This is a genomic window from Deinococcus psychrotolerans (assembly GCF_003860465.1).
GTDB classification, from domain to species: domain Bacteria; phylum Deinococcota; class Deinococci; order Deinococcales; family Deinococcaceae; genus Deinococcus; species Deinococcus psychrotolerans.
On sequence record NZ_CP034183.1, the window covers coordinates 2,119,078 to 2,143,259 of the forward strand.

The window sequence follows — 24,182 nt, forward strand, 5'->3', positions numbered from 1 at the left end:
AAAGTAAAATGCCCCGCTGCGTGCGGGGTTTTTTTGGTCTTAGGCCGGATTTTACCGCTCCTCCAGTACCTTGACCCGTTCTTCGAGGGCTGCTACTTTGCGTAGGAGCGCTGCCAGCAGCAGGGCGTAGTGGTCATACAGCTTGGGGCGCTCCATCTTGAGATCGCCGGCCATCCAGCCCGAGAGCAAGCGTTCGGCCCCGGCCAGCACCTCGTCGTCGCTGACGGCGCTGGCGCTTCTGCCCTGCAAGATTTCTTTGGCAAAATTGAGTTCACGTTCTTCCATCTGCCCAGTGTGCCACCGAGTGACGGGCCTGAGGGCAGAAGATGTCAGCACTTTTCTTCATTCGGGCCGCTTAGACTGTGAGGCATGACCAGCAGCAGCAACAACGGCCCCCTTCCCGCTCAGCACGGCCAGTTCCGGGTCGCCAGCTTACCCACCGGCCCCCTTCAGGAAAACGCCGTTCTGGTGTGGGACGCGGCCAGCGCCGAGGGCTTTTTGATCGATCCGGGCGATGAGGCCAGCAAAATTTTGGCGTGGGTGATGCGTCACGGCGTCAAGGTGCGGGCTATTTTGCTGACCCACGCGCACTTCGACCACATCGGGGCGGTGCAGCCGCTCAGGGAAGCGCTGAATGTGCCGGTGTGGCTGCATGAAGCCGACTTGCCGATTTACCGCGCCGGAGCGCAGAGCGCAGAGCGCTGGAATCTGCCGTTCGTGCAGCCCGCCGACCCCGAACACTTCATGGAGCAGGGGCAGGTCTTTAAGGCGGGCAAACTCGAACTGATTGCCCGCGAGCTGCCGGGCCACGCGCCGGGGCATGTGGTGCTGCTGGGCGAGGGGCTGGCCATCGTGGGCGACACGCTGTTTCAGGGCGGCATCGGGCGCACCGATTTGCCGGGCGGCAGCCACCCCCAACTGATGCAGGGCATCAAAGCAGAGCTGCTCAGCTTGCCGGAGGGCACCGCCATTTATCCGGGTCACGGCGGCAGCAGCAGCATCGGAGCCGAGAAAGCCAGCAATCCGTTTTTGCTGTAGGGGAGGGAAGATGTGCCCGGCTCCAAGTTCGGCTAGCCTGCACGCATGAGCCATCTCTATTACCTTGTTGGGCCACCCGGCAGCGGCAAACTTACTGTGGGCAAGGCTCTTTGTGCGGTGACGGGTGCAGCCTTGCTCGACAACCATCTGGCTAACGATTCCGTGTTTCTTGCGGCTGGAATCAACGGGGAGGGCGTGGTGGCTGACGACATCTGGGAGCTGTGCTTCGCGGTTCGCAAGGCCATTCGCGCCGCCACCCTGCATGCGCCGAGGACGCTAGCGCACATCTTCACCAATTACCTGACCGCCGAGGAGCGTGAGTGGCGCAATGTGGAGCGGCTGCGCGAATTGGCGGGCGTGCGTGGCGTGCCCTTCATCCCGGTGTGGCTGACGTGCCTGCTGCCCGAACTTAAGCGCCGAATGCTGCTGCCGGAACGCGCCGAGCGTCTCAAGCTGCGTGACCCCGCACAACTGCGCGAACTGATGGAGAAAGCGGGCACTTTGCCGTCGCCGCCGGACGCCCTGCTGCTGGATACCTCCGCCTTTCAACCCGCAGAATCCGCCCGGCCAATCGTGGAATTTGCCCACCGCCAACCCCAAGCTGACAGCCACCTGACCTAAGCTGCCAGAATAAAGGGCGTGAGCCATGTGGTGGTCATTGAAGACGAGAGCACCGTTCAGGGCGTGCTGAAATTTCACTTGGAGCGGGCCGGACTGCGGGTATCGGCGTTTGGCACCGTGGAAGACGCCCTGCCTAGCCTTACTGCCGCCGACGCCCTGGTGCTCGATTGGATGTTGCCCGGCGAGAGCGGCCTGAGTTTTTTGCGGCGGCTGCGTGCGGATCAGGAACTCAAAAAGTTGCCGGTGCTGATGCTCACCGCCCGCGCCGCCGAGGCCGAGCGAATCGAGGGCCTGGAGACGGGAGCCGACGATTACCTCACCAAGCCGTTCTCGGCCGCCGAGTTGGTGGCGCGGGTGCGGGCGCTGCTGCGGCGCACCCAGGCCGAGGTGCCGCAGGTCATCGCGCTGGGGCCGCTGAGCATTGACGTGCCCGCCGCCGAAGCCAAGAAAGACGGCGCAGCGCTCAATCTGACCCGCCGCGAGTTCGACCTGCTGACTTTTTTGGCGCTCAACGCCGGGCGGGTCTACTCGCGCACCGAGCTGCTCGATAGGGTCTGGGGCGCGGACTTTTTGGGCGGTGAGCGCACGGTGGATCAGCACATCACCCAACTGCGGGCCCACCTCGGCGACGATCCGGCCAGCCCCAAGTTTCTGGAAACGGTGCGCGGCAAAGGCTACCGAATGCGAACGTGGAATCCTTAAAGGTGCAGCGCTCGCCGGACGGTCTTCCTGAGGCGGACGCTTGGCAAGACGCTTTGCCGCAGGCGGTGGTGCGCTTTGAAGAAGGCCGGATCACCCACCTGAACGCCGCCGCCGCCCGGCTGTGGGGGGTCAGCAACCAAAAAGCGGTGGGGCGCACGCTGCTCGAAGTGCTGCGCCGCCACACCCTCGAAGCCCTGGCCGAGCGCGGCGGCGAACTCGAACTCGACGTGGCGGGCCGCACTCTGCGCTGCGTGGCGGTGCCGGGTGCGCTGATCGTCGAAGACGTCACCGACCACCGCCGCCGCGAGGCCGAGTTGCGCGAGGCCACCGCCATCTTGTCGCACGAGTTCCGCACCCCTGTCACCGGCCTGCGCGGGGTGTTAGAAGCGCTGGAATACGCCATGCCCACCGAGATGCAGCAGAGCTTTGTCAAACAGGGTCTCCAAGAAGTCGAGCGCCTCGCCCGCTTGGTCGAAGACCTGGCAGTGGGCTTCAGGCCGACCCGCGCCCGCACCGTGCCGCTGAGCGAAGTCTTTTTGCGGGCCGAGCGGCTGCTGCTGCCCGAGCTCAGCGCCCACGCCGCCCAGCTCAGCTTTGGCGACGACCATCTGGTGCGGGCCGATCCCGACAAGCTGCTGCAAATTCTGCTCAATCTCACCGAAAATGCCCTCAAGTACGGGCCACGCGGCGCGGCGATCGAGGTGCGGGCGGCGGCGCGGGGAAGCTGGGTGGAAGTCTCGGTCAGCGACGAGGGTGAGGCGCTGAGCAGCACCGAGCACCTGTTTCAGGCCCACACGCGCGGCGATCACGCGCCGGGCCTCGGCAGCGGCATGGGGCTGTATATCGTCCGCAGCATCGTGCAGGGCTGGGGCGGTCAGGCGTGGGCCGAGCGCCGGGAAGGGCGCAACGCCTTCGTGTTCACCTTGCCGGGCGTGGCGGGCTTGGTCTGATAAGAATTCCGATCCATCAGTTATGAAATAACTGTTGACCCGACTGAAGGGAGTAGGAAAAAATACGGATTCCAGAATGGAGTTGGCTTTCGGTACTTTTCCGAAAGAGGACAGAATGACCGGAATCCGTATGAGCGGGAGTAACCTCCGAGCCGCAAGCAGACAAAGCCCTGACATCCGCCTCTTACGGTCAAGGGGATTAAAGTAGGGTCTCTAAGGAGCCGGTATGCGTGAAGTGTTGGAACAAGATTTGCAAAAAGTGCTGCGTGACGCCCTCGAAATGCTCAGTACGGTAGAGCGGATGCTGCCGATTGCCGCCGACGTGCTGCTGCATCAAAATGTCAAACGCCTTCCCGAAATTCGCTCGATTGACCGCGAAGTCGACGCGCTGGAAACCCAGATCGAAGCCGAGTGCCTGCGGATCATCGCCCTGCACCAGCCGGTCGCCCGCGATCTGCGTTTGGTGGCGCTGGTGCTCAAGAGCTTGTCGGACATCGAGCGGATGGGCGACTACGCCGTTCACGTGGCCGCCGACAGCGCGGAACTGGCGCAGGCCGCGCCTCTCAAGCGCTACGTCAACTTGGGCCGGATGCTGGAGCGCCTGCAAGAAATGAGCGTGCATCTGCGCGCGGCTATCACCGAGCGCGACGTGAAGAAGGCCAACGAAACCTTGCAGATGGACGATGAAGTCGACGACCTCTACGAGCAGACCCAGCGCGAACTCGTCACGTACATGCTCGAAGACCCGCGCAACATCTCCAAGAGCTTGACCCTGATGCGGGTGGGCCGCAGCTTGGAGCGCATCGGCGACCACATGGAAAACGTGGCCGAGCGCCTGAATTACTGGATCACCGGCCAGCGCGAAACGCAGATGCGCGACTGAAGGACTGGGGAGCGGGAATAGGGGAGTGGTCAGTAGCAACAGCGCCAAAAGCTGTTCAGCTGCTGACCACTTCCTTATCCCACCAACCACTCCCTCTGACCCGAATTCCGCTTCAATCGCTCCCCAGCCTGCCTGCTAAGCTGCGGCCATGACGCCCGTTTCACCGCCTGTTCCCGCGCCGTCCTCCCGCCTCGACGCCCTGAGTCTGGGGGCCATCTGCATCACCATTTTGTTTTGGGCTTCGGCGTTTGCGGGCATTCGGGCGGGTTTGCAGGTCTTTTCGCCGGGCCACCTGACGCTCTACCGCTTTTTGGTGGCCTCAGCCGTGCTGCTCGTCTACGCGCTCGTGACCCGAATCCCGCTGCCCAGCCGCGCCGACGCGCTGCGAATTTTTGGATTGTCGTTTTGCGGCATCACGCTGTATCACGCGCTGCTCAATTACGGCGAACAGAGCGTGCCTGCCGGAACCGCCAGCCTTATTATCGCGGCGGGGCCGGTCATTACGGCGCTGATCGCCACCCGCTTTGCCGCAGAAAAGCTGACCCTGCTCGGCTGGCTCGGTACCTTCATCAGTTTGGCGGGCGTGCTGCTGATCGTCTTGGGCGGCGGGCAGGGCGTGTCGTTTACTGGCGGCGCGATTTTGATTTTGCTGGCCGCGCTGTTTACCAGCATTTATTTCGTGTTCCAGCGGCCCATTCTCGGGCGCATGAAGCCGCTGAATTTCACGGTTTGGAGTTTGCTGCTGGGCACGCTGCCGATGCTGATTTTCCTGCCGGGCTTCGCGGGCGAGTGGCGGGCCGCGCCGCTGAGCGCTCACCTGGCGGTCATTTATCTGGGAATCTTTCCCTCGGCGCTGGCGTACCTGACATGGACATTTGCGCTGTCGCGGGTGAGTGCCAGCGCCACCACCAGTTTCTTATTTGTCAGTCCGGTGCTGGCCACCCTGATCGCTTGGCTATGGCTGGGCGAGGTGCCGGGAGGAATTTCGCTGCTTGGCGGCGCGGTGGCGCTTATCGGGGTGCTGTTGGTCAATACTTTGGGCCGCCCCGCGCCTGCCCGCGCCCAGTCTGATCCAATCGCACAACCTGACTCAACCGCCCAGTCCAGCGCTGAAACCCGCAGGCTTTCATGACCCCGCTGCCTGATCAACCGCTGCCCGGTCAACCGTTAACTAAGTCAGCAGCCCCCCTTCCACTCGCTGAGCTGCCGCAAGCTGATGTCAGGGGCAGCGTCTCCGGCACGGCGGCCATCGAACTCCAGGACGTGAGCTTGCGCCTCGGCGGGCGTGAGGTGCTGAGCGGCGTCAATCTGGAGGTGCGGCGCGGCGAGTTTCTGGCGATCATCGGGCCGTCGGGCGGTGGCAAAAGCACGCTGCTGAGAATCGTCTCGGGGCTGCTCCGCGCCGATTCGGGAGAAGTGGCGGTGCGCGGGCGGCCCGCCTACGTCTTTCAAGATGACCGCTTGCTGCCGTGGCGCTCGGCCCTCAGAAACGTCTCGCTGCCGTGTGAACTCGGCTCGGGTGGGGTGCTGACCCCCGGTGAGGCGCTGAAGTTGGTGGGCATGGCGGCCTACGGCGATTACCTGCCGGCCCAGCTCTCCGGCGGCATGCGGGCGCGGGTGGGGCTGGCCCGCGCTCTGGCGCAGTCAGGCGACATTTTGCTGCTCGACGAGCCGTTCGCCGCGCTCGACGCCCTGGTGCGCGAGCGCTTCAACGACGAGCTGCGCCACCTGCACGAAAAAACTGGTCAGACCACTTTGATGGTCACGCATTCGATCCGTGAAGCGGTGCTGCTGGCCGACAGGGTGGCGGTGCTGCGCGGCGGCAAAATCGTGGCGCTGCTCGAAACGCGCGGTCAGGGGCGGCTGAGCGCATACACCGAGGGAACCGAAGCGCAGTTGCGCTCACTGCTCGGCAGCGGAGACAGCACCCACAACTGGTCGCCGCCGCCAGCAGAGCGCAGCAAATCCGAGTGGTTGCCGGTCTTGGCGCTGGCGCTGGGCCTGCTGATCTGGCAGGGGCTGGCGGTGCGAATCAACGCCGATTACCTGCTACCCACCCCGCTGAGGGTCTGGCAGGTGTTCTGGCAAAACCGCGCCGACCTGCTCTCGCAACTCGGCTACACCGCCTCAGTGGCCTTGCTGGGAGCACTGCTGGGCAGCGCTTTCGGCGTGCTGATCGGCTACCCGATGGCGCGTCTCCGGTGGCTGGAGCGCTTTTTGAGCCCGCTGCTGATCGCCAGCCAGAGCACCCCGACGGTGGTGCTGGCTCCGGTGCTGCTGCTGTGGCTGGGTTTCGGGATTTTGCCGGGTATTCTGGTCAGCGCCCTGACCGCTTTCTATCCGGTGCTGGTGTCCACTCTGGTCGGCGTGCGCGAAGTCGACCGCACTTACCAAGAACTCTTCAGCACCCTGCGGGCCACGCCGCTTCAGCGCCTGCTGCACCTCGAACTTCCCGGAGCTTTACCGGTGCTGCTCGGCGGGCTGCGCTTGTCGCTGAGTCTGGCGCTGATCGGCGCGGTGGTCTGGGAATTTACCAGCAACCAGCGCGGTTTGGGCTTTGCCATCAATCAGGCGCGGCAGTCGTACCAAACGCCCAGAGTCTTTGCGGCGATTGCCCTACTGGTGCTGCTGGGCGTGGCCCTCTACAGCGTGGTGGCGTGGCTGGAGAGGCGCGAACAGCGGCGGCGCGGGCGCTGAGCTGAGCAATGGGATTGGGCTGAGCACTGATCTGAGCAATGGAGCACAGCAAAAAGCAGCCGGAAGAAAAGTCTCTTTCCGGCTGCTGGTCTAGGGATCGGTTGTTCAGAAGCTGCTGTTGTAGGCGACGCCCACCACCGGCACATTGAAGCTGGTCAGGACTTTGTCGCCGGAAGTCAGGGTCACGAGGCTGTCCGCGTTGACTGCCACACTGAGGTCGCTGCGGGCCACCGAGACGGCCAGCACTGCGTAAGCGCCGTCTTGCGAAACGCCGGTCAGGGCGATGCTGGTGCCTTCAGGCAAACCGCTGGCACTCAGGGCGAGGTCGCTGGGAATGGTGCCGCCGAGTTCAGAAACCGGCACTGTCAGGGTCATCCAATCGGATTCGGTGTACAGCGGGTTGTAGGAAGCGCCGCTGATGGGGGCGGGCATGGTCGAAGCAAAAGCGGTGCTGGCGGGCACGAAGCTCAGGGCGGCGGTCAGGGTCAGGACGCTCAAAATGGACTTAGGCATGGTGGTTCTCCTTTGAAGGGGTGATGGAGGGTGAGGAGTTTGCTCGGCTGACTTGGTTTGGGCGGCTTTGCTCCGTCCTTGAACAAAGAATGCGACGCTGCGTTGCAGGCTGAGCGAAGAACAAATGGAGATTGTGTGCAGCCCCAGTTGCTGTGCTCAGCGTCCCAAAACCCGCTTCCTGACGCGCTCCTGACCGCAAACGTGACCCACCGCCTTCACCATTTCCGCAAAAATAAAAGGCGTCTCAAGGCCGCTTCCCGCGCCGCTGTGCGTGCGCTATACTTCGGGCCGCTTGTGGGCCGGGATGGCGGAATCGGTAGACGCACTCGACTTAAAATCGAACGCTTCACGGCATACGGGTTCAAGTCCCGTTCTCGGCACCAAGCAGGAAGCTTAAACCTCGTCTCAGGGCGGGGTTTTTCGTTTGGTGTCCGGCGGGCCTCGCTCCGTTTTTAAAGTGGTCGCCAAACCTTGTAGAGCGTGGAGCTTCGTGCCAGACGATTTGACGCTTGCGTGTCGTTCTCAGGCCGCACGTTGGGGGGCCCCTAACTCGATGAATACGCCTGTAACAAAAGAAGAAGTTTGGCAAAACAGGTTTGCGCTAGAACAGGGTATATGTCCCTGTTCCACCCCATCCTCGCCGATCTCCTGCTGCTGGCTCTGGCCGCGTTGCTTCTGCGCAGTGGAGCACGCCAACTGCACTACCGTGACGCTCCTTACCTGTTCCGGAGGCGTCGACTGCTGTGGGGAGCGCTGAGTTTGCTCCTTCACGGAGTGGCCCTCATCGGTGTCATGGCCCTGCTGATCGAGCTCTACTCGCCGGTCTGGTGGCTGGCGGTGCTGATAGGCGCTGTTCCGGTTCTGCTGATTTTCGGCTACGCCCTGCGGGTCATAAGCAATCCGAGGCGAATGGCCATGCTCAACAAACGCCACTGGAAGGGGCCTGAGCTCGTTCCCTAAGCTTTAGCTTTCTGGCCTGTACACCGCTCCGCTGAAATACAGGCCGTGCGCCGGAACATTGGCGGCGGCCCGTGAACGCTGGCGCGAGGCCAGCACCGCCTGCACCTGCTCAGCGCTGACTTGGCCCGCGCCGACTTTGAGCAGCGTGCCGACGAGGCCGCGCACCATATGGCGCAAAAAGCTCTCGCCCGCCACCTCAAATTCAAGTAGCTCGCCCCGCTGGATCACGTCCAAGCGGCGCAGCTCCCGCACAGTCTGGCGCTCTTCTTGGGTGGCAAACGCGGCAAAGTCGTGCTGACCAATCAGCAGCGCGGCGGCCCGGCGCACGGCGGCCAAATCGATCTCCGCCGGATGATGCAGCGCCCGGCCTTCCCAGAGCGGGCGGCGCTGCGGCGTGTTGAGCACACGGTAGACATACCGGCGCTCGGTGCAGGTAAAGCGGGCGTGGAAGTGAGGCGGCGCGGGCGATAGCTCGGTCACGGCCAAGTCGGCGGGCAGGTGGGCATTCAGGGCGCGGGCGAGCTGGGCGGGTTTGGGCTTTAGGCTTCCCAGCCGCAGATCAAGGTGGGCCGTCATCGCCTCGGCGTGAACGCCCGCGTCGGTGCGGCCCGCTGCCACCGGGCGAAAAGCGTCTTCAGGAGCGCCCAGCAGCGGCACGAACGCTTGCCACAGCGTATCTTGCACGCTGCGGGCGCTGGGCTGTGATTGCCAGCCGACAAAGCCTGCGCCGTGCCAGCTCAGCGTCACTTGCCAGCGCTCAAAGCCCTGCGGTGGGCGGTGCCTTCTGCGGTCAGTTATCTCAGCCTGCGTCACATTCACCAAACACCCGCCGATTTTAGCGACAATACGGGTCTGTGTTGGGAGAAACCGTGTCGAGACCGCGCAAAAAAAGTCACCCCGTATGGGGTTTGGTGTGTGCCAGCTTGCTGTTGTGCTGGAGTGCACAAGCAGCGGGCACCTATACCGTCCAGGCAGGCGACAACCTGACCGTAATCGCCAAGCGCACCGGCCTCAGCGTGGGGCAACTGCGGGCGGCCAATCCGCAAATCCGTGACCTCAACGCGGTGCAGGCCGGAAAAAGCATTCGCCTGCCTGACGCCCACAAAGTGGCCACCAGCCACCGCGTCAGGAGCGGTGAAACGCTGAGCAGCGTCGCCGCCCGCTACCGCCTCAGCTTGTCTCAGTTGGTGCGGGCCAACGCTGGGCTGAGTGCCAGCAGGCCGCTGCGGGCCGGAAAAGTGCTGTACATTCCGGCCCGCCGGGTGGTTGTCGCGGCGGCCAAAGCCAGAGGTTCAAGTTCTCAGGCCGTCATCAAAACCGCCAGCTTGCGTCCACTGGCTCCTGCCTCCGGCTCCCGGAGTTGGAACTGGCCGGTGCAGGGCTGGGTCAGCAGCGGCTACGGCGAGCGCAACATCGACGGCGACCAGGAAATGCACTACGGCGTGGACATCGTGGTTCCCGAGGGTACATTGGTGCGGGCTGCCCGGGGAGGCCGGGTGATCGAGTCAAGAGCCGACTTCGCCCGTGGCTGGGGCTGGACGATCATCGTGGATCACGGTGACGGCTGGAAAACCCGTTACGCCCACCTCAGCCGCAATCTGGCCCGCGTGGGCGACAGTGTGGTGCGCGGCCAGGTCATCGGGCGCAGCGGCGATACCGGGCGCTCCACTGGGCCGCACCTGCACTTCGGCACCTATTTGTGGGACGTGCCCAAAAACCCGCTGAGCTTGCTGTAGGAAGGCAAGAAGCCGAGTGAGCAGGGAGTGGGAACAGCTTTTGTTGTTCGCCACTCCCGCACCACCGCATCACGCCTTGCTGGATTGACAGCTCCGAGTGGTCAATCCCCGCTCCAACCGTGCCGTTTGATGCTGCATGCACCTGAGCGTGAGCGTAAACTGACGGGCATGAACAGTTCGTCCCTTGCCCCCGCCTTTGAGGTCGCCGACCTCGGCTTGGTTGATTACCAAGCGGCGTGGGACATTCAAAAGCAGCACCATGCGCGGGTGGCTTCCGGCGGGCGGCCCACCTTGCTGCTGGCCGAGCACCCCGCCGTGCTGACGCTGGGCCGCAAAGCCCAGGCCGGTGAAAACATCGTCGTGACCCGTGAGTATCTGGCGGTGCAGGGCATCGGCGTTCACGAAATCGAGCGCGGCGGCGACGTGACCTATCACGGGCCGGGCCAACTGGTGATTTACGCGATTTTTCCAGTGGGCCGCAAAGTCCGCGATTTTTTGCGGCTCCTGGAAGAAGCGACTTTGCAGGCTCTGGCGGCGCTGAATCTGCACGACACCCGCCCTAATCCGGGCTACGCGGGCATCTATGTGCCTGACCGCGAAGTCAACGGCCTGATGCGCCATCAAAAAATCGCCAGCATCGGCGTGGCGATCAAGCGGCACGTGGCGCTGCACGGCGTGGGTCTGAATATCAGCACCAACCTCGACCACTTCGACTTGATCGTGCCGTGCGGGTTGACCGATACCCAGATGACCAGCTTAGAACGTGAATATCAGCGGCGTGAAATGGGTCAAGCCCCCAGTATGAGCGCCGCTAAACAAGCGGTCGCTGAGGCGTTTGCTCAAACGTTCAAAGACTATGATTGGACGCTGCCCGTGTTGCCATTTCAGAGCATTCAAACCCAAACAATTCCAAGCGTGGGAGGCCCCGCATGACCCAAGAAAACAAGACTCAAGAACCCAAGTTCATCAAAAACGGCATCTACCGCAAAGACAGCACCCCTGTGCGCGATCAGAAACCGGCGTGGCTCAAAGTCCGCATTCCAACCGGCGAAACCTTCAAAGAAGTGCGCTCCATCGTCAAGGAACACCGCCTGCACACTGTCTGTGAGGAGGCCATGTGTCCCAATATCGGCGAGTGCTGGAGTAGGGGAACAGCCACCTTCATGCTGATGGGCCACATCTGCACGCGGGGCTGCCGCTTTTGCGCGGTGGACACCGGCAACCCGATGGGCAAACTTGACCTCGACGAACCGGCGGGCGTGGCCGACAGCGTGCGGCTGATGGGCCTCAAGTACGTGGTGCTGACCTCAGTTGACCGTGACGATCTGCCCGACGGCGGCGCGTACCACTTTGCCAAAACTGTGACGGCCATCAAAAAAGTCAATCCCGAAACCCGCGTGGAATCGCTGACACCCGACTTCAGCGGCAACACCGCTTGCGTGGACTTGGTGCTGGAGAGCGGCGTGGACGTCTACGCCCAGAACATCGAAACGGTGCGCCGCCTGACCCATCCTGTCCGCGACATCCGTGCCAGCTACGACCAGACGCTGAAGGTGCTCAAGCACGCCAAGGCCAGCCGCCCCGACGTGATCACCAAAACCAGTCTGATGCTGGGCCTCGGTGAAACCCGTGAGGAAGTCGTTGAAACCATGCGCGATCTGCGGGCCGCCGATGTGGACGTGGTGACGTTCGGCCAGTATCTGCGGCCTACAATGCACCACCTGGCGGTCGAGCGCTACGTGACGCCCGAGGAGTTTGACGAGTTCCGCGAGATTGGCCTGTCGCTGGGCTTTTTGGAAGTGGTGTCGGGGCCGCTGGTGCGCAGCAGCTATAAAGCCGAGCAGATCGTGATGAACCACCCCCGCGCCATGCCCGCCCACCTGAGCCACCTCAGCGCCGAGGATGGACTGAGCCTGCTGTAAACTCATTTGATGCCCCGCGAAAGCCAAGCTCTGTACGACTTGAAAATAGTGAGTTGCACGGTTGGTAAGGGTTTGGCTAGGATCGTAGGATCATTGGCTATTGCTACGAGTATTGGTGGTCTCTTTTTGGTTCCCGGCTTGTTTTTCTGGTTTTTTGCCGTTCCTGGTGGTCTCTCTACCCTCAATTGGGAACCACACCCAGGTCAGTTAATTTATTATACCATACCGTACTGTGCACGAGTTCCGAATCCAAGTATAAAGGCTTTCGTTGAATATAGCTATGTTGTGGGCACGCAGAAGTACATAGGTCGAGATATAGCTGGAACAACTTTCTATCTAACTTGGACTGGTGATAACTGCGGAACTTCTCTGCTAAGTCAATATGTTGCGGAAGCTCGGCTCAACAAAGGTGGCATTCAAGTTTTTGTTGACCCCAAAAATCCGCAAAAAGCCGTGTTATTTAGAGGTGTAAAAATTCCGACTTCTTTAGAAAACTATCTTCCATTTTTGTTGAGTGGGGTCATTGCTTATTGGCCTACTCTCCTGATCGCTGGCTGGATGGAGAACATGAGAGCCGCCAATGCCAAGCGAAAAGAGAGATTTTTGAGAAGGAGCGATAGAAATTAACTTCAAGTAGGATTAGCGCTCAGTTTCTCAAACGCCCCGTTGCCCGTTCTTGCCTGCCAAGCCGCCACAATCCTGGCCGCGTTGTCCTCCGGCGCTCCCAGCGAATCCACTTCAAAGTCGTAACCGCTGAAAGTATGTACCCGCTCATAATCTTCGCGGGCGTCACCGATGCGGCGGTCTCCCCGTGCTCGTTCGCGGCGGTCCAACTCCGGCACGGGGCAATGCACGCCCACGAAAAATACGTCGAAAGGAGCCAGCAGCCGCGCTAGATCGGCTAACGTGTCTTTTGTTTCCAATACATAATCGGCGATCAGGTGGTTGTCCGCAGCGGCGAAGGCGGCCAGCGAGCGGTGGTAGCCATCAAAGAGTCTGGGACGCTGACGCGACCACTCGAACGCCTCCACGCCGGGCCGCTTTGCGATGATGCCCTCGTCAAACAGCAGCAAGTCAAGTGCGAAATACAGAAACGGCTGCGGCAACTGGGCTTGCAGGTGTCGGCAGAGCGTGGACTTTCCAGCACTGGACGCTCCGTTGAGCAGGATGATTTGGGCGGGGTGCTGAGCCACTGGTGTTCAGTATGCTGCCCTCACAGCCAGCCGAGGCGCGGCGTGACAGCCGGGCGCGGTGCGGGCGCAGCGTTCTGGCCGAGGCCGCTGAGTTCGTGCAGCAGCCAAGCGTCCACTTTCGGCAGGCCCATCGCCAGCGGCAGGCAGAAGTTTCTCGCGGCCTGCGCCGCCGCCGAGGTGGTGGAGAGCAGGCGAGTTTGCAGTTCGGTCAGCCTGACGGTGCGCTGGCCGCGTGCCCAACGCTGACGGCTTGAGTGCTCCTCGGTGCGGGTGATCAGGCTGTGGGCCGCGCTCAGGCCGTCCTCGATCCCGTGATTCATGCCGCGTGAGCCGACGGGTGACTGCGCGTGGGCAGCGTCGCCGATCAGCATGACCGGGCCGCTGGAACGCTGGGCCGCCACACGGTGCTGCACTTCAAAGGTGGAGTGGCCCAGCACCTCCAACACCCGCGTGCCCTCTGGCAACTCGCTCAGCAGTTCAGGCGAGGTCGCCAGGATGTGATGCAGGCCGTCGCCGTAGCAAAAGGCCAGCAGCGCTCCGCCGCGCCGCGTGAAGACCTGGGCCTCCTCATGGCCGTACGCCCAGTCCAGGCGCACATCGGCCAGCGCCCACTGGCCCGGCAACGTGTGGCCGACAAAGGGAATGCCCAGCGTCTGCCGCACGAAGCTGCGAACGCCGTCGGCGGCGATCAGGTGGGGAGCGGTGAAGGCTTCTGCGCCCGCCGCGCCTCCGATAATCCCGCTGGCCTGCCCGCTGCCGACTTCAAGCTGGGTCAGGGTGCGCCCGCGCTCCACCTGCACGCCGTAGCCGTTCAGGGCCTGTTCCATCAAGCGCTCGGTTTCGCTCTGGTGCAGCGTCAGCAAAAAGTTGTGCTTGACCGGCAACTTGCGGTAATCCAGTTTGAGGCGGCGTTCACCCAGATGCACGTTGAGCGCTCCGACCCGCTGTCCCGCCGCCACCAGCTCGGCGCTGACCCCAAACGAATCCAGCAGCCCCAGCGTCCGGCTGTTGATGCCGATGGCGCGGGAATGGGCGCTGCGCTGAGCGTGGTGGTCGATGATCCGCACGTCCCGCCCAGCGCGGGCCAGACCGAGCGCGGCGGCGAGTCCAGCCGGGCCAGCGCCGACAACCAGAATGGGAGAAGAGGGTAAAACGGACATAGAACCTCCCGTTCACGGCAGCGGAGAAGCCGTGAAGCGTGGGTGTTGGAAAGGTGAGGGGGCGGAGAAGTTTGGCGCGGGGGGTCTGTCTGTCCGCGAGGTCTGAAAGGTTATATGCACGCTCGGTCAGTCCAGATGTCGCCTGAGATTGGTTAAATCTCTATGGAGCTCACCATTTGGGCGGCCCACCATTCAGAAAGGACGGAACCGGGAGAAGCATTCCATCTGGCGTCGTCTGACAGCGTGGCGGTCAAGACAGCCGCTGGAAAGGAGCGCCGCTTCATATCCCTGCGCTAAGCTGCCCAGACTGAGTTTGGTGAGGAGAAAGCGCGTGGCAAAGAACGGTTGGCGACTGAAGTTGAGCACTGGGGCAATGTTGGCTGGCGTGCTGGGCGCGTCTTTGAGTCTGGCCGTCAGCGGGCCGATCCAGCAATCCGCAGTCCAGCGGCCCGCCACCAAGCATCCGCCGCTCGGGCGTGCGCGGCCGACCCTGCTGCTGAGCCGCGCCAAAGCCCCCTTCGTGATCGAACTCCGGCTGCGGGGCAAGGTGCTGAGCACTGCCCAGCAGGCCACCTTGCAGGCCGCTGCCAACCGGGTGGCCGGACTCATTACCTCCACTTATCAGCCCGTCACGCTCAATCTGCCCGCCAACGACTGCGACAAAGGCTTTCCCACCATCAAGGAGCGGTTGAACCACTTCGTCGCCTACATCACGGTCAAGGATTTGGGCGACGACGTGTACGGCGACTCCGCGCCTTGCTCGCTGCACGACAAGACCTACTTGCCGATCTACGGCGCGGTGGATCTCAATTCACGCGGCCTGAGCGACCTCGCCGAGCCGGAACTGCGCGACACCATCATCCACGAGTTGCTGCACGCCCTCGGTGTCGGCACCCTCTGGACGGCGGACGAGCGGGTGTCACTGAGCGGCGAGAGCGACAACAAGAACTTGGTCGCTAAGCGCAGCGGCAAGTGGTATTACACCGCGCCGAAAGCGCTGGCGGCTTATCAAGCGCTCGGCGGCAAGGGCAAGGGCATCTTGCTCGACCCCGATCAGGGCCACTGGGCGGGCGACGTGGTGTGTTCCGAAATCCTGTCGGGCAGTGCGGGCGACGTGACCGACCGGGTCAATCCGATCAGCGCCATCACCCTGGGCGCGTTGACCGATCTGGGCTACAGCGTCAATCCCAAGCTGGCCGACAAATACGCCCTGCCCAAGGGCCGCTGCCCGCTGAATTGAAGCTCAGCAGTGCGGGAGTTGGCAGAAATTTTTAGCCGATGACACCCACTTGACAAAAATAATTTTTACCACCAGAATGTTTTTACAGTTTCCATTTTCATTGCGGTGTCTTTTATGACCACAAGCGGGTTGCCTTATTCGGCTCCGTTCTGGTTTCGTCTTCCTCGTATCAGGAATCATCAGGAGGCTTACCTTGACTCAAGCGCTCGCTCCCCGTTCCTTCGTTTCTGGCGGCGCACTGGGCCGCATTCGGCTTCAGGCCGACAACCTCTCGCCCAGCTTGCGGCGGGTGGCCGATCATGTGCTGCAAGACGCCGAAAACGTGGTGCATCAAACCATCACCGAACTGGCCACCACTGTGGGGGTGGGCGAGGCCACCATCACCCGGCTGTGCCGCAAGTTGGATTTTGCCGGATTTCACGCTTTCAAAATCGCGTTGGCCGCCGACGTGCTGGGCCGTGAGAGCAAGGCCATGCCGCAGGAAGGCGGCCTGCGCGGGCAAGCCGGCGCTCTGGCCCGGCAAACCGCCCAGACCCTCGACGACACCGCCCAACTGCTTGACCCTGCCGTGCTGGAGCAAGTGGCCGAGCGCCTCGCCCGCGCCCCCAGAGTCGATCTCACTGGACAGGGCAACAGTGGCCTGCTGGCGATTTACTTTGCTCACCGCTTAATGCGAATCGGCGTCACGGCAGTGGTTCACACTGATCCTCACCTGGCAGCGGTGGCCATCAGCAGCCTTCCCAGGGGCGGTGTGGTCATCGGCCTGAGCAGTTCCGGCAGCACCATCGACACCGTGCAGCACCTGAGGCTGGCGCAGTCGCAGGGTCATTTCACGCTGGCGATCACCCACCGCGCCCGAAGTCCGGTTACGCGCTACGCCAGCGCGGTGCTGTTTACCTCCACCCAGGAAGACCCGCTCAGCGACAGCGTGCTGGGCACCCTGACCTCGCAGGCGCTGGTGCTGGAAATGCTTTACCGCTCCCTCTTAGACCGCCGCCCCGAAGCCCACGCCATGCTGCGCGTGACCGCCGAATCGGTGGTGGAAAAAAAGTACTGACCTGAAAGAACTGAACTGACGCGCTTGCCTTTTTCCCGTTTTTTTCCGGCCCCATTCGGGCCAGTCCATAAGGAGACACCATGAAGACCAAGACCGCTGCCCGCTTGCTGACCCTCGGCCTGAGCCTCGCCCTCGGTACTGCTGCCGCCCAATCCCCTGTTGAAGTGCAGTTCTGGACCTGGTACCTCAGCCCCAAATTCGACGGTTACATCAAAGACACCATCACCGCCTTCGAAAAAGCCAACCCCAACATCACGGTCAAGTGGTTCGACAAGCAGGACACCATGGTGCAGGACTTTATTTCCAGCGTGAACATGGGCAGCGCCCCCGATGTGGTCAACCTCAACATCGACGAAACCTCCAAGGCCGCTCAGAACAGCTTCCTCAAGCCGGTGGACACCCTGACGCCGATGAGCACCCTCAAGTCGGTGTATTACCCGCAGACGCTGGCCAACTTCACCATCGGCGGCAAGGTCTACGGTTACCCCTGGTACGGCTCGCTCAACGAAGGCGTGTTGCTCTACAACCCCGACTTGATGGCCAAAGCGGGCGTCAAAGCGCCGCGCAACATGACCGAGCTGCTCAGCATGGTCAAGACCATCAAAGACAAAACCGGCGCTTACGCCTGGGTTCCGGCGCTCAAAGATCCGGGCGGCGCATCGTTCCTGGGCTACTTCTTCTCGGACGGCCTGCCGATTTACGACGCCAGCGGCAAAGCGGCGTTCAATGGCGCGGCGCACGTGGCTCTGCTGCAAAAATACGTCGATCTGTTCAAGGGCGGCTACTTCCCTGAAGACGCGCTCCGCAAGGAAGCCTTCCAACTCGCCACTGAGCTGTATGCCCAGAATAAAGTCGCCATGATCGTGGGCGGGCCGCAGGCGCTCAACCGTATCAAAGACACCAACCCCAGCTTGTACGCCAAAACGGTGGTCACCACTGCGCCGCTGGGCAAGGCTCAGGTTCAGACCGGCACCAGCATGGGCCTGGTGATTCCCAACGCCAGCAAGCATCCCGCTGAGGCCGCCAAGCTCGCTGCCTTCTTTACCAACAACGCCAACCAGATCGCCTTTGCCAAGATCGTGCCGATTGTGCCGACCACCGCCGCCGCCAAAAATGACGCTTACTTCAAGAAAGTCAGCACCGATCCGATTGCCAAGGCCACCAGCCTGGTGGGCGCGTCGGGCCAGTACATCAACCCCGGCTTCAAGGCTCCCGGCAACAGCGACGACCTCTACAAGAACTTCAGCGACAACATCGAAGCGGCCCTGCTCGGCAAGAAAACGCCCAAAGCGGCTTTGGACGATTCAGTGACGTACTGGAACGCCAACATGAAGAAATAAGCTCTGCCGACTTTGTGAAAAGCCCACCGCCTCCACTAGGTCAGGTGGGCTTTCTCGGCAATTGAAATGAGGTGGTTTGATGACCGTATCCCAGCGCCCCAAGGCCCCCGCCAAAGCTAAATACTCGCTGCGCGACACCTTGATGTCTTACGCCTTTCTGGCTCCGGCCCTGATTTTGCTGGCGCTGTTCACCTTTTACCCGCTGGCTTACGGCAGTTACCTCGGCTTCACTGAATACGGCGGGGCACGTTTTGGGCAGGGTTTGCCGCCCAAGTGGATCGGCCTGGACAACTTCCGCACGCTGATCGCCGACCCTCTGTTTCTCAAGTCGATGGTCAACAGCGTCAAATACCTGATCATCGTGCCGGTGCTGCAACTCGCCTCGCTGGCGGTGGCGGTGCTGGTCAATAAAAACTTGCCCGGCATGGCTTTTTTTCGGGCCGCTTACTACGTGCCGGTGGTCACCAGCATTTCGCTGGCCGCCGTGATGTGGGATTGGATTTACAACAAAGACGGCACCCTCAACTGGATTTTGACCAACGCCCATTTGATCGCCAAAGACAGCACTTTCGGCTGGCTCAACAACGAGTTGACCGCCTTCTGGGCCGTGATGTTGGTCACCTTCTGGCGCGGTTTCGGCTATTACATGGTTCTGTATCTGGCGGGCCTTCAGGGCATTCCCGAGGAGCTGGAAGAAGCTGCCGTGCTGGACGGTGCGAACGCCTGGAAGCGCTTCTGGAGCATCACGGTGCCGCTGATGAAGCCCACTATCTTGCTGTGCAGTTTGCTCTCGACCATCGCTGCTCTGCGGGTGCTCGAAGAAGTGCTGGTGCTGACCAACGGTGGGCCGCTCAACAGCACCTACACGGCGCTGATGTACGTGTATTCCAAAGCGTTTCAGGGCTTTAACTTCGATTACGGTCTGGCGAGCGCGGCGGGTCTGGTGGTGGCAGCGGTGGCCCTGCTGCTCTCCATCATCAATTTCCGGGTCTTCCGCGACGACACAGGAGGCGGCAAATGAGTCTCGTTCAGCAGGGCGCTCCCGCACGCGCCACCTCGCCATCCCGCAAAAATCGCAAGTGGGGCCGCCTGGTGGTGCGCTACGTTGTCTTGATCGCCGTTCTCTTGTTCGCGGTGTTTCCTTTTTTGTGGACACTGGCGATTGCCATTACCGACAAGCACGGCGGCGGCAGCATCTATGATTTTCCAGACAGCCTCTTTCCCAGAGCCGTGACCTTCCGCAACTTCGTAGAAGTCTATAACCAGTTCAGCCTCGGTAAATACATCTGGAACAGCATCTCGATTACTGGCCTGACTGTGATCGGCACTTTGCTGGTGTCGGCATTGGCGGCGTATCCGCTGGCCCGCTTCAAGTTTCCAGGCCGCGACTTTATTTTTGCGGTGATTATCGCCACATTGGTGTTGCCGGGCGAGACCACCTTCATCGTCAACATTTTGACGCTCAACAAACTGGGGCTGCTGGGCACCCACCTGGGCGTGGTGCTGCCGACCATTGCCGGAGCCTTCGGCATTTTCCTGATGCGCCAGGCTTTTCTGGGCATTCCGCAGGCGCTGATCGAGGCCGCCCGCATTGACGGAGCCAAAGAGCTGACCATCCTGACCCGCATCATGTTGCCGCTGACCAAGCCTTCGCTGGCGGCGCTGGGCATTTTTACCCTGGTGGGCGCGTGGAACGCCTACTTCTGGCCGATGCTGGTGCTGTCTTCAGCCCCCGACAAAGCGCCGCTGAGTGTGGCGGTGCTGCGGCTCAAGGGGCAATTCAACTACGACCCGTTCAACATCGCCGCCGGTTCGCTGATTATGATGGTGCCGGTTCTACTGGTCTTTTTGGCGGCCCAGAAGCTGTTTATGCGCGGGATGGAAGGCGCGGTCAAGTAGGGAGAGGAGCCAACTCTTCCAACAAATGATGAATCACCTTTCACACCCCCCGCAAGGAGAACCCCCACTGTGCCCCACTTCTCGGCCCGTACCCTCATCACCGATTTGCCCGGCCCCGATCTCACCCCTGAGCAGGGCCGCTTTCTGGAGCGCTCCGGCTTCGGCGGCGTGTGCTTGTTTACCCGCAACTTTTCGTCGCTCCAGCGCACCGCGCAGCTGATCGCCGATATTCGGCAGGCGCTGGGCCACGACGCGCTGATCGCCACCGACCAGGAAGGCGGAGCGGTGCTGCGGCGCTTGGACGTGCCGATGCCGCCGACGCCGCAAGCCTTGGGCGTCATCGGCAGCGAGGCGGCGGCGTTTGAAGCGGGGGCCATTGCCGCACGCGGCCTGCTCGAACTCGGCATCAACTGGAATTACGCGCCGAGCCTGGACGTCAACATCAACCCGCTCAATCCGGTGATCGGCGAGCGGGCGTTCGGCGCTGACCCGAGCGAAGTGGCCCGCCTGGGTGTGGCCTGGGCGCTGGGAAGCGAAAGCGCAGGCGTCATGAGCGCCGTCAAGCACTTTCCTGGTCACGGCGACACCGCTGTGGACAGCCATCTGGGTCTGCCGATTGTAGACAAGTTGCGCTCCGAGTTGGAGCAGACCGAGTGGCTGCCTTTCAAGGCGGCGGTGGCGGCGGGCGTGGGCAGCATCATGACCGCCCACATCGTCTATCCGGCGCTGGACGCTTTGGAGCCTGCCACCCTGTCGCGCCCGGTGCTGACCGGTTTACTGCGGGAAGAGTGGGGCTACGGCGGCGTGATCGTCACTGACGCCAGTGATATGCAGGCGATTGCCGCCCACCACCCGAATGGGCAGGCGGCTCCTTTGGCCCTGGCCGCCGGAGCGGACGCGGTGCTCAACTGCGGTCACGGTGACCTTGTCACCCACACCGAACACGCTGAGGCGATAGAGCGGGCACTCGAACGCGGTGAGCTTTCACAGGAGCGGGTGGCGCAGGCGGTATCCAGACTTTCGGCGGCGGCGCTCCGTTTTCCCGGTCAGCCCCGCCCTTATGGTGCCGAGCAGCGCCGCACCGACGAAAGCGGCGTGGCGAATTGGGCGCGCCAAGCGCTGGAGTGGGTCGGCACGCCGCCGCGCCTCGATCCCAGTCAGCCGGTGCTGTTGCTGGTGCCGAGTACGGCGGAAGTGGGCGGCCCTTACGGCGACTCGCTGAGCGGTGAAGCGCTGGCGGGGGCGTTGCGAACGGTCTTTCCGCACCTGTGGGTCGCCCTTCTCGACGAAGACTCGCACTTTGCCCTCAGCTTACTGTCCCGCTTTCCGAACGCTCCGGCGCTGCTGGCGACGACGGGGCGCTGGGCCTTACCGAATGTGCTGAGGCAACTGGCCGCAGAACTGCAAAACCGCCCCGCTCTCCATCTGGCCCTCTGGAATCCCGAACACGTGGCGGCGCTGGGGTTGCCTGCCGTCATCACCCACGGATTCCGGCCCGCCAACTTGCAAGCACTGGTGGCAGCATTGGCGGGCGGCTGAGCCGACTGGAGCTTAGCGGGTCTGAATGTTTCGAACGGCGTCGCCGCCGCTGATCGTCACGGTGGCCTCACCATTGCTGATGACATTGTCGACGGTCAAGGTGGCCTTCAGCGTGTAAGTCCCGGCCACCAGATTCTTGATCCGGTAAGTCACACTCTGAATAGGCGGCGCGTCCTTGCCGGTCGTGGTCGCGGTGCCTGCCAGCGCGTCGCCGAGGAAGGCGTCTACCCGGAGGCTGTAGGGCACCAAAGGAACGACTGGCGGCTTGGGGGGAACGACGATACCGCCGCCGCCGCCGTAAGTGTAGGCCGCTTGAACAGCCGCGCCCACGTCAAGCAGTGAGCCGCCCGCCACTTTCTTGGCCGTCACCGTCAGGATGCCCTTCACTTGGTTGGCGCTTAAATCGGGCCGCAGGGCGCGGAGCAGCGCCGCCGCGCCGCTGACTTGCGGGGCCGCTTCGCTGGTGCCTGCCCGCAGGGTGTAGCGGCCCTGAGCGGTGGTGGCCAGCGTCAAAATGTCGTACTCGCTGCTCTGGTAGCAGTTGGCCGTGCCGCTGCCCGCGTTGCCGCCGGGAGCCACCAAGTCGAGCGCCTTCTGACCTGCGGCGGGCCGGGCGCTGTAGCAGGCCAGAGCGTCGGTTTTGGCGAGTGCGCCGATGGCCATCACGTTGGGGTCGCTGGCGGGGTAGTACAGACCCTGATTGGGCGTATTGCCCGCAGCGGCAATGAGCAGCACGTCGGCAGCGGCAGCGTCGGCAACCGCTTTGGAAAGGGCCGGATCAGTGCTGGCTCCCACCAGACCGAGGCTCATGTTGATGACTTTGGCTCCCTGCGCCACGGCGTACTTGACCCCGGCGGTCAGGCTGGCTGTCGTTGCGCCTGAGTTCGCGCCGCTGGCCCCAAAGACCTTGACTGGCAAGATGGTTTTGCCGCTCCAAGTCAGGGCCGCGATGCCTTTGCCGTTGTTGGTGGCCGCTCCAATCAGGCCCGCGCTGGAAGTGCCGTGCCCGGCTTCGCTGCCCTGCGTCAGGTCGCTGGGATCGCTGTCCTCGCCGCTGCAATTGGTGTTGCCGTCCGAATCGGTCACAAGGGAGGCGCAAAAGTCGCGGCCCGGCAGCAAGCGGCCCGCCAAGTCTTCGTGGGCGGTGTCCACGCCGGTATCCAGCACCGCTGTGAGTGCGCCGACGGGCGTTTTGCCGAGGGCTTCGAGCTTGTCCCAGCCGCTCTGGGCGTTGATGCGGGTCAGGTAATCCTGATCGTAGAGTGCGCCACCAACGCGAATGCCCGCGTTGATCGGATAGCCGGGGTCGTTGGGTGCGCTCAGCGCTTGATAGCGGTAGTTGGGCTGCGCCGCGAGGCCATTAGCCGCCAGTGTGGCAGCGAATTCAGCGTCCGTCTGTCCGGCGGGCGTGTAGGCCACCGTCAAGCCCGCGCTCGGCAAGCTCTGGGTACGCACGCCTGACAACGCCGAGAGCGCGGCTGGACTCAGGTTTTGGGCGCTGAGATTTTGGGCGCTCAGCAGCACTTGGCCGCCGACGTGCGGCGCATTCCAATGCATCCCTTGAACGCTGAGCGGCGTGACGCCACCAGCTCCCGGCGCAAACACCTTGCCGCTGAGGGTGTACACGCTGTCGACGGGCGGCGAGGGCGGCGTGCAAGCACTCAGGAGCACCAGACCACAGCCCAGCAGGGCAAGAGCGCGGGGAAGCTGTTTCATATCGCCATTTTGCCGGATTGAAACTGATCTTGCTTGAGGGCTGAAGTCGAGTTCGTCTCAGCCGACTTGCCGCTGCACTTCAAAGGCCGCCGCGCCCGCCGCCACCGCCAAATTCAGGCTGCGGCCCCCACCGGGCTGCGGCAATTTGAGTTTGGGGAGGGCGTCGCGCAGCCACACCGGCAAGCCGCGCGATTCTGGCCCGAACAACAAATAATCGCCCCGCACAAACTGGGCGTCGCTGTAAATGTCAGTGGCGTGGGTGGAAAAAGCCCAGACCCTTGCCGCGCTGCTCAGGGTATTTTGAAAGGCCGTCCAAGAATCGTGCTGGTGCAGCGTCACGCCTTCCAGGTAATCCATCACGGCGCGGGCAAACTCGCGGTCTTGGAGGTGGAAGCCGTAGGGCCGGATCAGGTGCAGCTCGGCCCCCAGCACCGCGCAGGTGCGGGCCACGTTGCCGACATTGCCAGCTTTTTCGGGCGAGTACAGCACCACATGGCAAAGCGGTATTGGAAGCTGGGGATTTTGAGTCATAGCCGAACCAAAAGGATGGTGGCGCGGGCCTGAATATGGTCGGGCGCGAGGCCTTCGGAAGTCTTAAAACTCACGCCCACCTCGCTGGAATCGAGTCCCAGCAGCCCGGCGATTCGCTGAGCGATTTCAGCGCGTTTGCTGCCGAGTTTGGGGGTGTCCAAGGTCACGACCAGGGCGGCGTTGGCGGGCGCGTAGCCGCGTTCGCGCACCAACTCAAGGCAGCGCCGCAAGATGTCTGCCGAGTTGAGGCCCGCCCACTTTGGGTCAGTATCGGGAAAATACTGGCCTATGTCGCCCAGCGCAAGGCCCGAGAGTAGGGCGTCGGAGAGGGTGTGCAGGGCCGCGTCGCCGTCGCTGTGGGCCACCGGGCCGCGCTCAGCACCGGTAATTTCGACGCCGCCGAGAATCAGAGGCCTTCCAGCAGCGAGGCGGTGGGCGTCTTCTCCGTAGCCGATTCGGTAGGGGAGCGGTTGTGCTGACATAGA

Annotated in this window: 26 protein-coding genes and 1 tRNA gene; 19 read left to right on the forward strand and 8 right to left on the reverse strand. The window is 62.7% G+C overall.

Going from position 1 to position 24,182, the window contains the following annotated elements:
* Positions 1–51: 51 nt before the first annotated feature.
* Positions 52–285 (reverse strand): hypothetical protein, encoded by a 234-nt coding sequence (locus tag EHF33_RS10470; protein ID WP_124871015.1) that lies wholly within the window; start codon positions 283–285, stop codon positions 52–54.
* Positions 286–369: 84 nt separating this feature from the next.
* Between EHF33_RS10470 and EHF33_RS10475 the strand changes: the two genes are divergently transcribed.
* The 7 genes from EHF33_RS10475 (at position 370) to EHF33_RS10505 (ending at position 6,891) form a co-directional block, all read left to right on the forward strand.
* Positions 370–1,038, forward strand: coding sequence for an MBL fold metallo-hydrolase (locus EHF33_RS10475; protein ID WP_124871018.1), 669 nt, complete (start codon positions 370–372; stop codon positions 1,036–1,038).
* A 45-nt stretch (positions 1,039–1,083) separates the two neighbouring features.
* On the forward strand, positions 1,084–1,659 hold the full coding sequence (locus EHF33_RS10480) for a P-loop nucleotide/nucleoside kinase family protein (RefSeq protein ID WP_206431579.1): 576 nt from the start codon (positions 1,084–1,086) through the stop codon (positions 1,657–1,659).
* A gap of 18 nt (positions 1,660–1,677) precedes the next feature.
* The gene (locus tag EHF33_RS10485; RefSeq protein WP_124871021.1) at positions 1,678–2,361 is read left to right on the forward strand and encodes a winged helix-turn-helix domain-containing protein; all 684 of its coding nucleotides are present in this window, start codon (positions 1,678–1,680) and stop codon (positions 2,359–2,361) included.
* The gene (locus tag EHF33_RS10490; RefSeq protein WP_241191138.1) at positions 2,349–3,311 is read left to right on the forward strand and encodes a sensor histidine kinase; all 963 of its coding nucleotides are present in this window, start codon (positions 2,349–2,351) and stop codon (positions 3,309–3,311) included. The genes EHF33_RS10485 and EHF33_RS10490 overlap by 13 nt, the downstream gene beginning before the upstream one ends.
* A 226-nt stretch (positions 3,312–3,537) precedes the next feature.
* Positions 3,538–4,194: a phosphate signaling complex protein PhoU gene (gene phoU, locus EHF33_RS10495; protein ID WP_124871024.1), complete on the forward strand. Its 657-nt coding sequence runs from the start codon at positions 3,538–3,540 to the stop codon at positions 4,192–4,194.
* A 148-nt stretch (positions 4,195–4,342) separates the two neighbouring features.
* On the forward strand, positions 4,343–5,326 hold the full coding sequence (locus EHF33_RS10500; protein WP_124871027.1) for a DMT family transporter: 984 nt from the start codon (positions 4,343–4,345) through the stop codon (positions 5,324–5,326).
* Positions 5,323–6,891, forward strand: coding sequence for an ABC transporter permease subunit (locus EHF33_RS10505; protein ID WP_124871030.1), 1,569 nt, complete (start codon positions 5,323–5,325; stop codon positions 6,889–6,891). The genes EHF33_RS10500 and EHF33_RS10505 overlap by 4 nt, the downstream gene beginning before the upstream one ends.
* Before the next feature lie 105 nt (positions 6,892–6,996).
* On the opposite strand, the gene EHF33_RS10510 is transcribed toward EHF33_RS10505, so the two are convergent.
* Positions 6,997–7,404, reverse strand: a complete 408-nt coding sequence (locus tag EHF33_RS10510; protein WP_124871033.1) for a hypothetical protein — start codon at positions 7,402–7,404, stop codon at positions 6,997–6,999.
* Positions 7,405–7,702: 298 nt separating this feature from the next.
* Here EHF33_RS10510 and EHF33_RS10515 point away from each other — a divergent pair.
* Positions 7,703–7,787 (forward strand) — tRNA-Leu (locus tag EHF33_RS10515).
* A 232-nt stretch (positions 7,788–8,019) separates the two neighbouring features.
* Entirely contained in the window at positions 8,020–8,364 is a 345-nt protein-coding gene (locus tag EHF33_RS10520; protein WP_124871036.1) for a hypothetical protein, read from the forward strand.
* A gap of 3 nt (positions 8,365–8,367) precedes the next feature.
* Here EHF33_RS10520 and truA read toward each other — a convergent pair whose 3' ends face one another.
* Entirely contained in the window at positions 8,368–9,183 is an 816-nt protein-coding gene (truA, locus tag EHF33_RS10525) for a tRNA pseudouridine(38-40) synthase TruA (protein WP_338135023.1), read from the reverse strand.
* A gap of 50 nt (positions 9,184–9,233) precedes the next feature.
* Here truA and EHF33_RS10530 point away from each other — a divergent pair, with 50 nt between their 5' ends.
* The 4 genes from EHF33_RS10530 (at position 9,234) to EHF33_RS10545 (ending at position 12,649) form a co-directional block, all read left to right on the forward strand.
* Positions 9,234–10,100 (forward strand): peptidoglycan DD-metalloendopeptidase family protein, encoded by an 867-nt coding sequence (locus EHF33_RS10530; protein ID WP_241191139.1) that lies wholly within the window; start codon positions 9,234–9,236, stop codon positions 10,098–10,100.
* Positions 10,101–10,268: 168 nt separating this feature from the next.
* Positions 10,269–11,033: a lipoyl(octanoyl) transferase LipB gene (gene lipB / locus EHF33_RS10535; protein ID WP_124871040.1), complete on the forward strand. Its 765-nt coding sequence runs from the start codon at positions 10,269–10,271 to the stop codon at positions 11,031–11,033.
* Positions 11,030–12,022: a lipoyl synthase gene (lipA, locus tag EHF33_RS10540; RefSeq protein ID WP_124871043.1), complete on the forward strand. Its 993-nt coding sequence runs from the start codon at positions 11,030–11,032 to the stop codon at positions 12,020–12,022. The genes lipB and lipA overlap by 4 nt, the downstream gene beginning before the upstream one ends.
* 9 nt (positions 12,023–12,031) lie before the next feature.
* On the forward strand, positions 12,032–12,649 hold the full coding sequence (locus EHF33_RS10545; RefSeq protein ID WP_124871046.1) for a DUF3592 domain-containing protein: 618 nt from the start codon (positions 12,032–12,034) through the stop codon (positions 12,647–12,649).
* Between the two features lie 2 nt (positions 12,650–12,651).
* On the opposite strand, the gene EHF33_RS10550 is transcribed toward EHF33_RS10545, so the two are convergent.
* Positions 12,652–13,215, reverse strand: a complete 564-nt coding sequence (locus EHF33_RS10550) for a chloramphenicol phosphotransferase CPT family protein (RefSeq protein WP_124871048.1) — start codon at positions 13,213–13,215, stop codon at positions 12,652–12,654.
* 20 nt (positions 13,216–13,235) lie between these two features.
* A complete protein-coding gene (locus tag EHF33_RS10555) occupies positions 13,236–14,375 on the reverse strand; it encodes an FAD-dependent oxidoreductase (protein ID WP_124871051.1) in 1,140 nt (379 codons plus the stop codon).
* 331 nt (positions 14,376–14,706) lie between these two features.
* Between EHF33_RS10555 and EHF33_RS10560 the strand changes: the two genes are divergently transcribed.
* The 6 genes from EHF33_RS10560 to EHF33_RS10585 all read left to right on the forward strand — a co-directional run bounded on the left by EHF33_RS10560 (position 14,707) and on the right by EHF33_RS10585 (position 21,450).
* Positions 14,707–15,615 carry a hypothetical protein gene (locus EHF33_RS10560; protein ID WP_124871054.1) on the forward strand — a complete coding sequence of 303 codons (909 nt, stop codon included), beginning with the start codon at positions 14,707–14,709 and terminating at the stop codon, positions 15,613–15,615.
* Positions 15,616–15,808: 193 nt separating this feature from the next.
* Positions 15,809–16,672, forward strand: coding sequence for a MurR/RpiR family transcriptional regulator (locus EHF33_RS10565; protein ID WP_124871057.1), 864 nt, complete (start codon positions 15,809–15,811; stop codon positions 16,670–16,672).
* 80 nt (positions 16,673–16,752) lie between these two features.
* Positions 16,753–18,012 (forward strand): ABC transporter substrate-binding protein, encoded by a 1,260-nt coding sequence (locus tag EHF33_RS10570; protein WP_124871060.1) that lies wholly within the window; start codon positions 16,753–16,755, stop codon positions 18,010–18,012.
* Between the two features lie 79 nt (positions 18,013–18,091).
* Entirely contained in the window at positions 18,092–19,033 is a 942-nt protein-coding gene (locus EHF33_RS10575) for a carbohydrate ABC transporter permease (protein WP_124871063.1), read from the forward strand.
* Complete coding sequence (locus tag EHF33_RS10580) at positions 19,030–19,911, forward strand: carbohydrate ABC transporter permease (RefSeq protein WP_124871066.1); 882 nt, start codon at positions 19,030–19,032, stop codon at positions 19,909–19,911. Before EHF33_RS10575 ends, EHF33_RS10580 begins: the two co-directional genes overlap by 4 nt.
* A 69-nt stretch (positions 19,912–19,980) precedes the next feature.
* Positions 19,981–21,450 carry a glycoside hydrolase family 3 N-terminal domain-containing protein gene (locus EHF33_RS10585; RefSeq protein WP_124871069.1) on the forward strand — a complete coding sequence of 490 codons (1,470 nt, stop codon included), beginning with the start codon at positions 19,981–19,983 and terminating at the stop codon, positions 21,448–21,450.
* A 12-nt stretch (positions 21,451–21,462) separates the two neighbouring features.
* On the opposite strand, the gene EHF33_RS10590 is transcribed toward EHF33_RS10585, so the two are convergent.
* The 3 genes from EHF33_RS10590 to ispF are packed head-to-tail and all read right to left on the reverse strand — an operon-like array spanning position 21,463 to position 24,179.
* Positions 21,463–23,166, reverse strand: a complete 1,704-nt coding sequence (locus tag EHF33_RS10590) for a S8 family peptidase (RefSeq protein ID WP_124871072.1) — start codon at positions 23,164–23,166, stop codon at positions 21,463–21,465.
* Between the two features lie 57 nt (positions 23,167–23,223).
* On the reverse strand, positions 23,224–23,697 hold the full coding sequence (locus EHF33_RS10595; protein ID WP_124871075.1) for a tRNA (cytidine(34)-2'-O)-methyltransferase: 474 nt from the start codon (positions 23,695–23,697) through the stop codon (positions 23,224–23,226).
* The gene (gene ispF, locus EHF33_RS10600; protein ID WP_124871078.1) at positions 23,694–24,179 is read right to left on the reverse strand and encodes a 2-C-methyl-D-erythritol 2,4-cyclodiphosphate synthase; all 486 of its coding nucleotides are present in this window, start codon (positions 24,177–24,179) and stop codon (positions 23,694–23,696) included. The genes EHF33_RS10595 and ispF overlap by 4 nt, the downstream gene beginning before the upstream one ends.
* Positions 24,180–24,182 lie beyond the last annotated feature (3 nt).